At 63.9% G+C, this 14,326-nt stretch carries 12 protein-coding genes; 6 read left to right on the top strand and 6 right to left on the bottom strand.

Annotated elements, in window-relative coordinates; all coding sequences use genetic code 11:
- Positions 1-127: 127 nt before the first annotated feature.
- On the top strand, positions 128-712 hold the full coding sequence (locus tag DGI_RS09675; protein ID WP_027193390.1) for a hypothetical protein: 585 nt from the start codon (positions 128-130) through the stop codon (positions 710-712).
- Between the two features lie 70 nt (positions 713-782).
- Here DGI_RS09675 and DGI_RS09670 read toward each other — a convergent pair whose 3' ends face one another.
- Positions 783-2,936, bottom strand: a complete 2,154-nt coding sequence (locus tag DGI_RS09670) for a polysaccharide lyase family 8 super-sandwich domain-containing protein (RefSeq protein WP_021760794.1) — start codon at positions 2,934-2,936, stop codon at positions 783-785.
- Positions 2,937-3,097: 161 nt separating this feature from the next.
- Between DGI_RS09670 and DGI_RS09665 the strand changes: the two genes are divergently transcribed.
- The 4 genes from DGI_RS09665 to DGI_RS18775 are packed head-to-tail and all read left to right on the top strand — an operon-like array spanning position 3,098 to position 7,726.
- The gene (locus DGI_RS09665; protein ID WP_158407315.1) at positions 3,098-4,216 is read left to right on the top strand and encodes a glycosyltransferase family 4 protein; all 1,119 of its coding nucleotides are present in this window, start codon (positions 3,098-3,100) and stop codon (positions 4,214-4,216) included.
- Complete coding sequence (locus DGI_RS09660; protein ID WP_021760792.1) at positions 4,213-5,619, top strand: flippase; 1,407 nt, start codon at positions 4,213-4,215, stop codon at positions 5,617-5,619. The genes DGI_RS09665 and DGI_RS09660 overlap by 4 nt, the downstream gene beginning before the upstream one ends.
- A complete protein-coding gene (locus tag DGI_RS09655; RefSeq protein ID WP_021760791.1) occupies positions 5,616-6,689 on the top strand; it encodes a glycosyltransferase family 2 protein in 1,074 nt (357 codons plus the stop codon). The genes DGI_RS09660 and DGI_RS09655 overlap by 4 nt, the downstream gene beginning before the upstream one ends.
- Positions 6,686-7,726 (top strand): polysaccharide deacetylase family protein, encoded by a 1,041-nt coding sequence (locus DGI_RS18775; protein WP_021760790.1) that lies wholly within the window; start codon positions 6,686-6,688, stop codon positions 7,724-7,726. Before DGI_RS09655 ends, DGI_RS18775 begins: the two co-directional genes overlap by 4 nt.
- Before the next feature lie 151 nt (positions 7,727-7,877).
- On the opposite strand, the gene DGI_RS09645 is transcribed toward DGI_RS18775, so the two are convergent.
- The 5 genes from DGI_RS09645 to typA all read right to left on the bottom strand — a co-directional run bounded on the left by DGI_RS09645 (position 7,878) and on the right by typA (position 13,026).
- On the bottom strand, positions 7,878-8,573 hold the full coding sequence (locus tag DGI_RS09645) for an amino acid ABC transporter permease (RefSeq protein ID WP_021760789.1): 696 nt from the start codon (positions 8,571-8,573) through the stop codon (positions 7,878-7,880).
- Between the two features lie 9 nt (positions 8,574-8,582).
- Positions 8,583-9,284 carry an amino acid ABC transporter permease gene (locus tag DGI_RS09640; RefSeq protein WP_021760788.1) on the bottom strand — a complete coding sequence of 234 codons (702 nt, stop codon included), beginning with the start codon at positions 9,282-9,284 and terminating at the stop codon, positions 8,583-8,585.
- 97 nt (positions 9,285-9,381) lie between these two features.
- Positions 9,382-10,197 (bottom strand): ABC transporter substrate-binding protein, encoded by an 816-nt coding sequence (locus DGI_RS09635; protein ID WP_021760787.1) that lies wholly within the window; start codon positions 10,195-10,197, stop codon positions 9,382-9,384.
- A gap of 75 nt (positions 10,198-10,272) precedes the next feature.
- Positions 10,273-11,001, bottom strand: coding sequence for an amino acid ABC transporter ATP-binding protein (locus tag DGI_RS09630; RefSeq protein WP_021760786.1), 729 nt, complete (start codon positions 10,999-11,001; stop codon positions 10,273-10,275).
- Positions 11,002-11,184: 183 nt separating this feature from the next.
- Entirely contained in the window at positions 11,185-13,026 is a 1,842-nt protein-coding gene (gene typA / locus DGI_RS09625; protein ID WP_021760785.1) for a translational GTPase TypA, read from the bottom strand.
- A gap of 221 nt (positions 13,027-13,247) precedes the next feature.
- On the opposite strand from typA, the gene DGI_RS09620 reads away from it, so the two are divergent.
- Positions 13,248-14,261, top strand: a complete 1,014-nt coding sequence (locus DGI_RS09620; protein WP_021760784.1) for a diguanylate cyclase — start codon at positions 13,248-13,250, stop codon at positions 14,259-14,261.
- The last annotated feature ends 65 nt before the right edge of the window (positions 14,262-14,326 follow it).

Below are 14,326 nucleotides of genomic sequence, written 5' to 3'. Positions count from 1 at the left end.
AAATCCGTTGCGCGTTGTGTCAATATGAACACGCACAGCATCTTGTGCTGCGCGCCGCTTCATGCCATGAGCAGGAGAGCCGCGCCGCCGGCAGCGCTGTGTCCCCTAACCGTAGAGACCGAGGACCATGATGACCCTTCGACTGCTCGCCGTCCTTGCCCTGGTTGTGATCTGCATGCCCATGCCCGCCGCCGCTGCTGCGCACAAAACGCTGCCCCTGGAGCAGGGGTTCCAGGAGATTCCCTGGGGGGCGGATATCGCCCAATTCCCGGCCCTGGAAAAAATCGGCGTCAAGAACATGGCCGAATTCTACGTGGATCGATCCAAAACATACGTGGTGGGCGGTGTGGCCGTGCAGCGGGTGGTCTACGGCACAACCAAAGGCAAGGTGTTTGCCGTCTATGTGGACATCCCCTCCCAGGAAGCCTTTGACACTCTCAAGGCCTCCCTGGAAAAACAGCTGGGGGTGGACAAGTCCCGCCAGGACGGCCCGGCCACGGTCTGGAGCTGGCGCAAGGGGCCGGTGCGCGTGAAGCTCAAGCAGGAGCCGGGTCAGGCCCGCAAGCTGGCGCTGTATTACGAACCCCTGGCCAAGGACGTGGAGCTTTCCATCTTCGAAAAAGATGGCGACGAAACCCATCGCGGCCCGACGACCTGGTATTCCGTCAAGGACAACTCCCTGCCCACAGCCATCCCCCTGCTGCGGTTTTAGGACAGGTTATCGTTGAAAGGAGTTCTCGGGGAAGAACCTTTCTGCAGAGAGGCTCTTCCCTTTCTCCTGCTCACTTGCGATACACCACCGTGCGCGTGCGGCCGGCCTGTTCCGCAGCCGGCAAAGGAATCTCCAGGCGGACGCCATCGGCATCCGGCGTGGCGCCCTCCCCCGTCAGCGGCATGGAGCAGCGCAGGCTGGCCGTCATGGCGGCACTGCGCGGATTGGCCACGCTCACGGCCAGGGTCTGGGCATCCTCCCGAAGTAACACCAGGCACGGCTGCTCCACGGTGACGGTCAGCCCCTGACGCACGGTCAGGCTGCCCGGCTGATAGAACACGGCGGCGGTGAGTCCTTTTTTCGGATGCGACGCAGCCTGCAGGGCCGGCGTATTGGCCAGCACCTGCACCGGCGGCGCACCGGTCAGGCTGCGGAAGGCGGCTTCGTCATGCGCCAACCCCACCAGCACAGCATACGTATGATCCCTGGGGGAGACGCCGTGATCCTTCCAGATGCTCAACACCGGCTCGCGCACGCGGCGGGATTCCAGACTGGTGTTGATGTCCTGCCAGTCACCTTCCTGCACCGCCGCCTGTACCTGCAGGGGCGCTTCCTCCAAAGACAGCCAGCCGACGCCGCCATTCCAGATCCAGCGGGCGGGCGCGGCCATGGTCAAATCCTTGGGCAGGGGCTGGCCGCCCGGTCCTGCGCCGCTTGCGGCCGGTCCTGTCAGGCGGCGCTGATCCATGGTGGAATACACCGGCCCGCCGGCGTGGCCGATGCCTGCGCCCAGGAGCACGGCCAGGTCGTCAAAAAACATCCAGCTTTTGCGGGCCGTGAGGCCCTTGTATCGAAAGTCCATGGCTGCCGCGCCGTGTTCGCCATCGCTGACGCCGCCGGCAAAGTCGCTCTCGCCTTCCGAGCCGCGGCCCCAGGTGTACTGGGCAAAGGGCGGCGGCGCCTGCAGGGCCGTCACCCCGGGCACCATGCGCCAGTCCCAGGCCGGGAACAGACCGGCATAGTCATCCCCCCGACGCAGCAGGAAAAAGGACCCCTGGGAGAGGTGCTCGCCCTTAAGATTCTCGCCGTTGCCGCTTTCCGTGCCGCGGGTGCGGGTGGAGACCATCCGTACCGTGGCGAGCACGCCGGGCCGGCGATGGACCATGTATTCGGAGTTCCAGAAGTAGCGATTCCCGGCAGGACCGCCCCGGCCCGGGGCCTTGATCTCCTCGCGAAAGGCGGCGGCTTCGGCCAGCCGCGGGGGATTGAAGCCGGCCAGCAGTTCCAGCGCCCGATCCAGCAGGCCGGCGTTGTCTGCATCGGGCCGCGAGATGTTGCGCCCCAGGGTGGCCGGATCCAGCCACGGGCCACGCACCACCCAGCGTTGATGATCCAGCATGTAGCCCGTCAGGTGTTCCAGCTGGGCCGAGGTGAGCGCCCATTGCGTGCCCCGGGCAAAGCGGGCGATTTCCAGGATGGTGGCCGGATAGATGAGCCCGTAACCGCCGGTATAGAGCTGCGGGCCATGCATCTGAAAGCTCAGATCTGGCTGAATGCCGCCGGACTTGCGGGCCTCGGCAGGGTCCTGCCCCAGGGTGAAGGTGACGGAGGCGAAGGCCTCGGCAAGCATGTGCGGATTGTGTTCCAGACATCCTTGCAGAATGCGGACGGAGGCCCTGTCCACCTGGTTCAGGTTGGCCTCCCAGGCTTCATGCTTCAGTCCGGCCCAGCCCCGGCCCACGATGCCCAGCCCCTTGCGCCGCTGTTCGGCATCCAGCTGGGATTCCAGCAGCAGCAGCACCGAGCCCATGCGCCTGGGGATGGACAGTTCGTTGTACCACCAGTTCTTGGACTGAAAATCCTTGGCCAGCCAGAAATCCAGGGCCCGGCGGCAGGCATCCAGCACCGCGGGACTGCCCTTGAACGGCCCGGCAGGGGCGGCCCAGGCGCCGGCCATGGCCAGCAGCCGTTCCATGTGCGCCCGGGGTTTCCACCGCGCCGCGCTGACGTCCTGATAGTCCACATCCGGCCAGCGGCCCATGGCGCTCAGGTTCCTGACCATCCACTCCACATCCTTGGCCGCGGTCGTGCCCTCCTCCTCCAGAATGGCCCGGCGCACCTGCTCCCGCACCACGGCCACATCCGCATCGCCAGCCACGGCCAGGGCGGCCCAGGCCAGCACCAGCACCACGGCAAGGCAGGTCCGGAACACTTGTTGACGCATCGCGACCTCCTGGCATCTTTTGTTTTCCATATCCGGGCAATGTGTGGTACACACAGCCATACGCGACGAAAGGCCGTCGCGCCATCCTCAAATCCATTCGCGCACCCATGCCACCACGTGCTTCCCCCTCTCCCGCCAGCACGCCTGTCACTGTGGCGCACTTGCGCAGCGCTTCGGGCAGCGGCGGCGGGCCGGACAAGACCATCTTTGCCGAGGCCTCGCTGATTGATCCCGCCCGGGTGCGCCTGCTGTGCATCTACCTGCGCAAACCTGATGACAGCCTGGACGGCATCCGCCATCGCGCCCGGGATGCCGGAGCCTCCCTGCTGGAGATTCCCGGCAGGTCGCTCTTCGATTGCACCCAATTCCAGGCCCTGCGCCATCTGTTGCAACGCGAGCGGGTGGACGTGCTGCATTGCCACGAGCCCAAGGGCGACCTGCTGGGCGCGCTGATGCCACTGGCGGCGTCCCGGGTCCGGATCATCACCACCCTGCATGGCTGGACCGCGCCCCGATCCCGCAAGAGCGCCCTGTTTGCCCGGCTGGATCGCCTGTGCCTGCGCCGGTTTGAGCAGGTGCTGGCCGTGAGTCGCCCCCTTGAGCACGCCGCCCGGCAGGCCGGAGCGCGCAGTGTGCAGTATCTGCCCAACGGCGTGGATACCCTGCGCTGGCAGCCAGGACAGGCCGCAACACATCCGGCGCTGGCCATGCTTGCCCCTTCCTGGCGTTGGGTGGGATATGTAGGGCGACTGTCTGACGAAAAGGCTCCCGAGCGGTTTGTGCAGATGGCCGCCCGCGTGGTCCGGGCCATGCCCGATGCCGGCTTTGTGCTGGCCGGGGACGGGCCGTGCCTGGACGCCTGCCGACGCCTGGCCGGCGAACTGGGATTGGGCGATCATGTGGTGTTGACGGGACGTCTGGAAGAAACGGCCATCCGCTGCCTGCTGGACCGGCTGACGCTGCTGGTGAATCCCTCCCGCACCGAAGGCCTGCCCAACAACGTGCTGGAGGCCATGGCCATGGCCGTGCCGGTGGTGGCCACGGCCGTGGGCGGCGTGCCGGATCTGGTGCAGGACGGGACCACGGGAGTCCTCATTCCCCCCACGCAGGACGACATCCCCGACGCCCTGGCCCGGGCGGTGCTGTCCTTGATGCGCGATCCCGACCTGCTCCGCCGCATGGGGCAGGCTGGCCGGGCACGGGTGGAACGCGAATTCTCCTTCCATGCCCGGGTGGAAACCATGACGGCACTCTATGAAACGCTGACGAGGCGAGCATGACCGATCCGGCCCAGTCTCCCGCGGGCAATGAACCGCAGCGTTCCGCCCTGGATGCCGCCCTCGGCCGTCTCTCGGGCTTCGCCTTTATCACCCTGCTCACCACGGTGGCCAATCTGGTCGTGCGGGTGGGCAAAAACGTGCTCATCACCCGGGCGCTTGGTCCGGAAGCGCGCGGCATTTACAGCCTGCTGAACACCATCCCCGGCCTGTTCGTAAGCTTCGGCAACCTGGGCTTCGGCCTGGGCAGTCTGTATCTTGGGGCCACCAAAAAGGAACCCCTGGGCACGCTGCTGGGCAATGCCATCTGTTATGCCGTGCTGCAGGGTGCGGTGCTGGCCTGCCTGGCCCTGGCCATGCATCAGCTCGGGGCCGGATTCATGGCCAACAACTGGGAGGCCATCCAGGCCATCTCACTCTTCATTTTTCTGGGCATCCCCCTCACCCTGGCCATGCACCTATGCAGCGACCTGCTCATGGCCGCCAGCGACATCCGCTATCTGAACGTCATCCAGGTGGTGAACTCCGCAGCGCCCATCGTGGTGATGCTGCTGTTGTGGCCCCTGCTGGGGGAGGCCCTGGCGGCTGCCTGCTGGGCCTGGGTGCTCTCCCTGCTGCTGATGATCGGCATGTCCGTGCGCCGGTTGCTGCGTCAGACCCGAGGGCTGGGGGTGAGCCTGTCCCTGGCCAGACAGGCCATCGGCTACGGCCTGCGAGGCAATGTGAGCCAGTTTGCCGGCGCCGTGACCCGCCGCGTGGACATGCTCCTGCTGGCGCATTATCTGCCCGTGGAGGAACTGGGACAATACGCCGCGGCCGTCTCCCTGGCGGAAGTGCTGCTCTTTTTGCCCGATGCCGTGGCCCTGCCCTTCATGCCCCTGCGCATGGCCATGGCCGAGGATGACGACCAGACCACCGCCCGGGCCTTTTCGGCCACCATCATCAAATACACCGTGGCAGTGCTTGCGCCCATGCTGCTGCTGGCCGGTCTGCTGGCCAAGCCGGTCATTCTGGTGTTGTACGGCCGGGAATTCCTGCCCAGCCTGCCGGCCATGGTGCTGCTGCTGCCGGGCATTCTGTCCCTGGCGGTGTACCAGCTCATCAAGGCGGATTTGTACAGCCTGAACCGGCCGGGCTTGACGTCCTGGATCAGCGTCTGCTCCATGTTCCTCAATCTCGGCCTCAATGTGATCGCCATCCCCTGGCTGGGCATCGCCGGTGCAGCCATTACCTCCAGCATCTGCTACACCTTTTCGGCGGCGGCCTGCCTGATCTGCTTCTTCCGCATCACTGGCGCCTCCCCGGCCTCCATGTTGTTGTTGTCCAGAAAGGACGTCACCGTGATCCGTCGGCAGTTGAGCCAGGCGGTTCGCGCCAAGCTGCGCGGCAAAAAGGAACGGCCATGAAAACCGCAGTGATCGTGCCCATGAAAAACGAGTTGCGCGGCCTAGCCACGCTGCTCACCACGCTGTATGCCCAGCTTTCGCCCGGGGATGAGCTGGTGGTGGTGGATGCCGGGTCCGACGACGGCACATGGGAATTCGTCACCTGTTTTGCCGCCACGCATCCGCAGCTCAAGCCGCTTCGCGTGCCCGGCGCCTATCCCGGGGCGGCCCGCAACGCCGGCATCCGCGCCACGGATGCACCCATCATCGCCCAGGTGGATGGCGGCAATCTGCCCAACGCCATCTGGCTGGACACCATCCGCGCGCCCATCCTGGACGGTTCAGCCGAATACGTGACCGGCAACAGCAAGATCATGCCCATCTGGACGACTGTCCTGGGCCGTCGCATCGACCTGGGCTCCATCTACGGCGCCGTGTCTCTCCGCGGGCGATGGATCCGGCGTGCGCCGCCGCCGGATCTGCCCCTCGAACAGACCTCCTTCAAAGAGAACGCCGCCGGGGGCGATTCTGTGTGCTACCGGCGCGAACTATGGGAAAAGGCAGGCGGCTTTGCCGAGTGGTTGCGCTTTGGCGAGGATCCCCTGTTCGTCAACAAACTGGACAAGCTGCAACCCCGCTACACCTTTGCGGAGGACGCCGTGGTGTTCTGGCAGCTCGGGCCCGGGCTCTGGGACATCCTGGTGCGACGCTGCCGCAGCCAGCGCCGCGGCCTGCGCACGCGCGCCATGATTGCCAAACGCTGGCGGCAGGTGGTGCAATACATCGGCCTGGGCTCGCTGCTGGCGGCCAGTCTGGTTGTTCCCGCCCTGCAGCCCTGGGCTCTGGGCATCTGGGGGGTGGCGGCGGCGGTGCAGTGCGTCAAATCCTTCAAAACATGGTGCACCCGTGCGCACCCGGACATCGACCAGGCAGACAGGATTGCGCAGCGTGTCGCGGGCATCGTCCTCATCCCCGTGCTGGATATCCTGGGCGTGCTGGCGCGCATCGTCGGCACGGCGCAAGCCTTGTTTCAGTTGTCCGAAAACGAGGCCGACTGGGGCGACAGGGTGACGGAGTACCTGAATTCATGACCATCTCATTCAAGCGCCGCCTCAAGCTGCTGGGGGCCGCCGCCCTGACCCGCCTGGGCATGCCGCGGCTGGCCCGGCGCGGGCAAACCCTGCTGGTGCTGTGCTACCATCGCGTGGTGCCCGAGGATCAGGCGGCGGCAGTGCTCAGTTCGCCGTATATCGTGGTCCGGGAAGACTCCTTTGCCCGACAGATGGCCCTGCTGGCCGCCGAATGCGCCGTGGTGCCCCTGGAAGACGGGCTGGATCTCCTGGCCCGCGGGCAACTGCCGCGCCGGGCCGTGGCCATCACCTTCGACGATGGCTGGAAAGACACCCGCACCACGGCCCTGCCCATCCTGGAGCGCCACGGCCTGCCGGCCCTGGTGTATCTGACCACCGGCGTCATCGGCACGGGCAGGCTCTTCTGGCAGGAACGGCTGACGCATGCCCTGCGACTGCTGCAGGCCGTGGACGGCTCCCGCAATGCGCCGCCCCCGCTTCCACCGGACCTGGCCGGCCTCTGGCAGCGCGCGCACCACAACGGCGTGCTGGATTCGCATCGGCTGACCCGATTGCTCAAGCAATCAACCCCGGATGCCGGCGAGCGTCTGGCCACAGCCCTGCTGGACGGGCTGGGGCATCCTGCCCTGCCCCCGGAGGTCCATGCGGCCAATGCCATGCTGGATTGGGATGACGTGCACGCCATGCAGCGCCGCGGCGTGGCCTTCGGCTCCCACACCGTGGACCATGTGCTGCTGCCGGCCGCCACGCCCGAGGTGCGCGCCGCCCAGTTGGAGGAATCCCGCCGCGTGCTGCGGCAGCGGCTGGGGCAGGAGGTCCGCGCCCTGGCCTATCCCAACGGCGACCACTCCCTGGCCGTGCGCCGGGCGGCCATGGCGGCCGGCTACACCAGCGCCGCCACCCTGGAGCGCGGCTTCAATGACGAATCCCTGGACTGCCTGCGGGTGCGCCGCGTCAACGTCTACGAAGGCAAGACCGCCGGCCCCCGGGGCTTCTCGCCGGATCTGTTCCGCTTCATCCTGACGGCTGCCCTGTAGGACGCACCACAAAAAAAAGGAGCCGCGCAAAGCGGCTCCCCTAGAGCATTTTACTCTTGAAAAAGGACATTGCGAGGGGGAAAACCTTTCAAAGACAGCCTGCTCTCGTGTGACGGAGCCTGCGTCTCCGGGGCATCCTGCCAAGAGGTCCCTACCGTCCTCGCGCCTGATAGCGGGCCAGCTTCTTTTCCAGCCGGCGGGAAAACGCCGTCAGCACGTAGCAGATGACGAAATACAGCAGCGCGATGGCGATGAAAATTTCCGTGGGCGCGTTCATGGTCCGGTTGTTCACCTGGGTGGCGGTCTTGGTGAGCTCGTTCACGCCGATGATGAAGGCCAGGGAGGTATCCTTGGTGAGGCTGACGAACTGGTTCACGAAGGACGGGATCATGTTGAACAACGCCTGCGGCAGGATGACATGACGCATGGCCTGCCCGCGGGTAAGGCCGGTGGAGCGGGCGGCCTCCATCTGCCCCTTGGGCAGGGAGATGACGCCGGCGCGCACGATTTCGGCAATATAGGCGCTGGTGAACACGATGAGGGCGCACAGGGCGCTGTACGAGCCGGGCAGGCTGTGCCCCAGGAGCGCCGGCGCCAGAAAATAGAACCAGAAAATGACCATCAGCAGCGGCGTGCCGCGGATGATTTCGATGTACACAAAGGCCGACCAGCGGAGCCAGCCCGAGCGGGACATGCGAAACAGCCCCACCACGAGCCCCAGCCAGAACGCCCCGAAAATCCCCCCCACCGCCAGGAGGATGGTCATGGCAAGGCCGCCCAGCTCCCCGTTGGGCCAGGCTCCCAGCAAAAAGTACTGCAGGTTGTTGACGACGACATCCCAACGCATGATTATCCCCTACCGCGGCGCGATCTTGAGCACGCGCTTGTTGTACATGTTGACCGCGAAGGAGATCACGAGGGAAATGGACAGGTACATCAGCGTGGAGACGGTAAACGCCTCCAGGCCGTGGAACGTGTACGCCTCGATCTGCCGCGCCATGTAGGTCAGTTCCATCACCCCCACGGCCATCACCAGGGAGGAATTTTTCACCAGATTCAGGAACTGCGAGATCAACGGCGGGATGATGATGCGGAAGGCCTGGGGCAGGATGACGTACCGCATGGCCTGCAAAAACGAAAGGCCCGTGGCCCGGGAGGCTTCCAGCTGCGTCTTGGGAATGGCGAACACGCCGGAGCGGATGTCTTCGGCGATGAAGGCCGCCGTGTACACGGTGAGCGCGATGACCCCGGCAGCGAATTCAAAATCCCGCTTGTACAGCCACTCGTTCACGAAGTCCGGCAGCACGGAATACGACCCGAAATACCAGAAAAAAATCTGCACCAGCAGCGGCGTGTTGCGGAAGAACTCCGTAAAGGCAGCGCTGCCCCACACCAGGGGCTTGATGCGCGACAGCCGCAGCACCGCCACCAGCGTGCCCAGCAGCAGGGAGCCGACGATGGAGATGGCGGAAATGTGCAGCGTGGTCAGCAGGCCCTGGCGCAGCCACTCGCCATATTCGCCTGAAACCACGAGGCCAAAGTCAAATGAATAGGCCAAGGCGTTCCTCGTTCACTGTGGGGCCGTCAAAAAGGGAACAGGCATGGCCCGGCCGGAAAGGTACCCGGGCCGGACCATGCAGACAAGCAGCAAAGGCCTAGGGCCAGAGTTCCAGCTTCCAGTCCAGGGGAATGTAGTTCGGGGTGTCCTTGCCGAACCACTTGGTGTACATGGTCTGGAACTTGCCGGTTTCCCAGAGTTCCATGAGGGTCAGGTTGACGAAGTCGCGGAAGTCGGAGTCGTTTTCCACCATGCCCAGGCCGTACGGCTCAGGGGAGATGTATTCACCCACGATTTCATAGTCGCCAGACTTTTCGTCGCTGTTCTTGAGGCCCAGGAGGATGGATTCGTCGGTGGTCACAGCCTGCACCTTGCCCTGCTTGAGGGCCAGGAAGGCTTCGGGATACGTTTCGAAGGACACCACGGTGCACTCGGGCTGGGCCTTCTTGACGTTCTGCTCGGAGGTGGAGCCCTTGGCAGAGCCGACCTTCTTGCCGGCCAGATCGGCCACAGTCTTCACGCCGCCGTCTTTCTTCACCAGGAGCTTCTGACCAGTCTGGAAGTAGGTGATGGAGAAATCGATCTGATCCTCACGTTCCTTCTTGTGGGTCATGGTGGCGGCGATGATGTCGATGTCGCCCTGGGTGAGCATGGGGATGCGGGTGGCGGAGGTCACGGGCTTCACATCCAGCTTCACGCCCAGCTTGTCGGCCAGGGCCTGCATAAGATCGATTTCGAAGCCGACGATCTTGCTGGTTTTTTCATCCACGTACCCAAAGGGGACCTGGGAATCCTTCACGCCGGCCTTGAGCACGCCGGCTGCCTTGATGCTTTCCAGCTTGCCGGCAAACGCCGGGGCGGCCAGAACAAGCATGGCCAGGGAAAGAGCCAACAGCTTCACAACCTTACGCATTGCAGCCTCCTCGTCATGATGGTGCGGGCAGCCCGAGCCGCCCAGAAGCCGCGCCCGCAGGCCACGGCCGCCGCCTTATAAAATTTCGCGCAGAAACGCCTGCGTCCGTTCATGCTTGGGATTGGAGAAGAACGCTTGCGGCGCGCCTTCTTCAATAATCAGGCCGCCATCCATGAAGATCACCCGATCCGCCACTTCGCGGGCAAAGCCCATTTCGTGGGTCACGCAGAGCATGGTCATGCCATCGCGGGCCAGGTCCTTCATGACGTTGAGCACTTCGTTGATCATTTCCGGATCAAGCGCAGACGTGGGCTCGTCGAAGAGCATAATCTTGGGCTTCATGGCCAGGGCGCGGGCGATGGCCACCCGCTGCTGCTGCCCGCCGGAGAGTTCGGCCGGATATTTGTGGGCCTGATCGTGGATGCCCACCCGCTCCAGCAGGGCCAGGGCTACTTCTTCGGCCTCGGCCCGGGGCGTCTTTTTGACCTTGATGGGCGCCAGGGAAATGTTCTTGAGCACGGACAAATGCGGGTACAGGTTGAACTGCTGGAACACGATGCCGATGTGCGTGCGCAGCTCGTTCACATCCACGTCAGGGTCGTGAATGTCCTTGCCTTCGATGAGGATCGTGCCTTTTTGATACTCTTCCAGCCGGTTCACGCAACGAATGAGCGTGCTCTTGCCCGAGCCGGAGGGGCCGCATATGACCAGCACCTCGCCCTGCTCCACCGTCTCGGAAACGTCTTTGAGCACATGGAACTCGCCGTACCATTTATTGAGGGCTTTGATTTCAATCATGGCCATGTGGCAGGCCTTTCTCCTTGGGTCGTGACTCAGCCTCCCCGCGGGATGCACATTTTTGTAAAAAGATCGCCGCGCGTTGGCACCAATGATATGGACGGGAATCGGGGCGATGTCAAGACAATGACGGGGGTCTCCCCGCACCGTGCACGAGCATCAATCCCGATCCCCTCCGTGTTCCCGGTCCTATTTATCGGCCTTTTTCTTGGCACCGTCCATCGTGTGCCGCTTGGCCGCCGTCAGTTCCATTTTGCGCAGGCGGATGGAGAGGGGCGTCACCTCCACCAGTTCATCTTCCTTGATGAAGTGCAGGGCCCGCTCCAGGGTCATGGGCCGCACCGGCGTAAGAATGACGTGTTCATCCTTGCCGGAGGCCCGCATGTTGGTGAGTTTCTTTTCTTTGGTGGGGTTGATGTTGATGTCGTTTTCCCGGTTGTGCTCGCCCACCACCATGCCTTCGTACACCAGATCGCCGGGCTCCACAAACATTTCGCCGCGCGGCTCCAGGTTGAACAAGGCGTAGGCCACGGCTGCGCCCATGCGATCGCACACCAGCGAGCCGGTGAAGCGCGTGGGGAACTCGCCGCGGTACGGCTCATAGCCGTCCAGGATGGAGTTCATCAGGCCGGTGCCCTTGGTGTCCGTCAGGAACTCGTCGCGGTAGCCGATGAGCCCGCGCGAGGGGATGGAGAACTCAATGCGCACCCGGCCCGTGCCCTTGTTCACCAGATTGGTCATGCGGCCCTTGCGCTGGGAGAGTTTTTCCGTCACCACGCCCAGGAAGGCTTCGTCGCAGTCCACGTACAGCTTTTCGATGGGCTCATGGAGCTGGCCATTGATGTTCTTGAGAATGACCTGCGGCCGGCCCACGGTGAGTTCAAAGCCTTCGCGGCGCATGGTTTCAATGAGGATGGCCATCTGGAACTCGCCGCGGCCCTTGACCAGCATGGAGTCCTTGCCTTCGCCTTCCTCCAGGCGAATGGCCACGTTGCGCAGGGTTTCGCGCTGCAGGCGCTCGCGGATCTTGGCGCTTTGCACATGCTGGCCTTCGCGGCCGGCATAGGGCGAGTTGTTGGGCATGAACTGCATGGCCACGGTGGGCTCGTCCACGCGAATGCGCGGCAGGGCCACGGGGGTATCCTTGGCGCAGATGGTGTCGCCGATCATCACATCTTCAATGCCGGCCAACACGGCGATATCCCCGGCCTGCACTTCCACGGCATCAATGAAGCCGAGGCCGTGGCACTGCTGCAGTTTGGTCACGCGCAGGCTCTTGGGCTGGCCGGATTCCGGAATGCAGGCCAGCTCCGCCCCGGCCTTGGCCTGACCGGAAAAGACCTTGCCGATGGCCAGACGGCCCAGATAGTCCGAATAGCCCAGGTCCGAAACGAGCATCTGGAACGGCTTTTCCGGCTCGCAGATTGGCGGGGGGATATGGTCCAGAATGGTCTGGAACAGGACGGAAAGATCGGTCTCCTCGCCGTCCAGGCTGCGCTTGGCCAACCCATCGCGACCAATGGCGTACAGCACCGGGAATTCGAGCTGATCTTCCTCGGCGTCCAGGTCGATGAACAGGTCGTAGATTTCGTTGAGCACCTCGTCGGCGCGGGCGTCCTTGCGGTCAATTTTATTGATGATGGCAATGACCGGCAAATGTGCGGAAAGGGCCTTGCGCAACACAAAGCGTGTTTGCGGCAGAGGACCTTCGGCGGCATCCACCAGCAGAATGGCTCCATCGGCCATGGAGAGGGCGCGTTCCACCTCGCCGCCGAAGTCGGCGTGGCCGGGGGTGTCAATGATGTTGATCTTGATGTCGTTCCACGTTACGGCGCAGTTTTTGGCCGCGATGGTGATGCCGCGTTCGCGTTCCAGTTCCAGACGGTCCATGAGCCGGTCGTCCACGGCCTGGCCTTCTCGGAACAGGCCGGATTGCTTGAACAGCGCGTCCACGAGGGTGGTTTTTCCATGGTCAACGTGGGCGATAATGGCGACATTGCGAATGGCGGCATTGCGGCGCGAAGCCTGCATGTGATGCTCCTGCAGAAAACAGATGAAAGGGAAATTGGATTGCGGGGGCCATTTGTGGCGCGACTTACTTAGCAGGAAGCGGCGCGTTTGCCTAGGCTTTTGCACCAACCAGCCCCGGCACACCGCGTGACATTTTTGCGTCTCTCGCCGGGAACCCATTGACGCAGCCCTGCAACTGTGCGAATTTTTAAAAAAATATCCTATAACTTGCCGGGACATCCATGCACCGAATTCTTATTGTCGATGACTCCCCCGTGGCTGCCCTGCAGTTGGAACACTGCCTTGCCAAAAGTGGACACGACCAGCTGGATGTGGTGGATGATGCCCGCAAGGCCATGCAGTTGCTGGCCGAAACCTGCACTCCTGCGGCAGACGGCTCTCCCGCCTGCCGGCCCTTTGATCTGGTGCTCATGGACATCAACCTGCCCGGGCTGGACGGCATTACCGCCACCCGCATGATGAAGGCAGACCCGCACCTGCAGGATATCCCGGTCATCCTCATCTCCGCCAGCGACGAAAAAGACGTGCTGGAAGACGGCTTCAATGCCGGCGCCATCGACTTCCTCACCAAACCCATCAACCTGATGGAGCTGCGCGCCCGCGTGAAGGCCGCCTTGCGTCTGAAGGAAGAAACCGACCGGCGCAAGGCCAGGGAGCAGGAACTGCAAGCCCTGAAGGACAAGTTCGAGCTGCTCTCCAACCTGGACGGCCTCACCGGCATTGCCAACCGCCGCCGCTTCGACAAGGCCTATGCCGCCGAATGGCTGCGCGCCCGGCGCGACCACCGCCCCCTCTCCATCCTGATGATCGACATCGACCACTTCAAAAAATACAACGACACCTACGGCCACCTGCAGGGAGACAGCTGCCTGCGCGCCGTGGCCCGGGCCGTGGCCGGCTCCATGCATCGCCCGGCAGATCTGGCCGCCCGGTTTGGCGGCGAAGAATTCGTGGCCATGCTCCCCAACACCGACTCTGACGGCGCCCTGGCCATCGCCCAGCAGGTGCAGCAGCTGGTGGAAGAGTTGGAAATGGAACACACCTCCAGCGAAGTCAGCCCCCTGGTGACGGTGAGCGTGGGCGGCGCCTGCGCCCTCCCCGGCCAGGGCATGGACCCGGACGCCTTGATTCACGCCGCAGACACAGCCCTCTACGCCGCCAAAAGCGCCGGCCGCAACCGCATTGTCATGCACGCCAGCGAATCCGAAGACGGCTGCCTGCATCCCCGCGACTAGAGTAAGTTATCTTTGAAAGGAGTTCTCGGGGGAAGACCCCCCTTTCCAAAGACTGTTATTGTGAT

This window comes from Megalodesulfovibrio gigas DSM 1382 = ATCC 19364, from assembly GCF_000468495.1.
Lineage (GTDB): Bacteria > Desulfobacterota > Desulfovibrionia > Desulfovibrionales > Desulfovibrionaceae > Megalodesulfovibrio > Megalodesulfovibrio gigas.
This window is presented reverse-complemented; position numbering and strand designations above follow the sequence as displayed.

What these genes read in the sequence shown, in the direction of transcription:
- DGI_RS09675 (WP_027193390.1), top strand. Translation starts at nt 128, where the DNA reads ATGATGACCCTTCGACTGCTCGCCGTCCTTGCCCTGGTTGTGATCTGC.
- DGI_RS09670 (WP_021760794.1), bottom strand. Translation starts at nt 2,936, where the DNA reads ATGCGTCAACAAGTGTTCCGGACCTGCCTTGCCGTGGTGCTGGTGCTG.
- DGI_RS09660 (WP_021760792.1), top strand. Translation starts at nt 4,213, where the DNA reads ATGACCGATCCGGCCCAGTCTCCCGCGGGCAATGAACCGCAGCGTTCC.
- DGI_RS09655 (WP_021760791.1), top strand. Translation starts at nt 5,616, where the DNA reads ATGAAAACCGCAGTGATCGTGCCCATGAAAAACGAGTTGCGCGGCCTA.
- DGI_RS18775 (WP_021760790.1), top strand. Translation starts at nt 6,686, where the DNA reads ATGACCATCTCATTCAAGCGCCGCCTCAAGCTGCTGGGGGCCGCCGCC.
- DGI_RS09645 (WP_021760789.1), bottom strand. Translation starts at nt 8,573, where the DNA reads ATGCGTTGGGATGTCGTCGTCAACAACCTGCAGTACTTTTTGCTGGGA.
- DGI_RS09635 (WP_021760787.1), bottom strand. Translation starts at nt 10,197, where the DNA reads ATGCGTAAGGTTGTGAAGCTGTTGGCTCTTTCCCTGGCCATGCTTGTT.
- DGI_RS09630 (WP_021760786.1), bottom strand. Translation starts at nt 11,001, where the DNA reads ATGGCCATGATTGAAATCAAAGCCCTCAATAAATGGTACGGCGAGTTC.
- typA (WP_021760785.1), bottom strand. Translation starts at nt 13,026, where the DNA reads ATGCAGGCTTCGCGCCGCAATGCCGCCATTCGCAATGTCGCCATTATC.
- DGI_RS09620 (WP_021760784.1), top strand. Translation starts at nt 13,248, where the DNA reads ATGCACCGAATTCTTATTGTCGATGACTCCCCCGTGGCTGCCCTGCAG.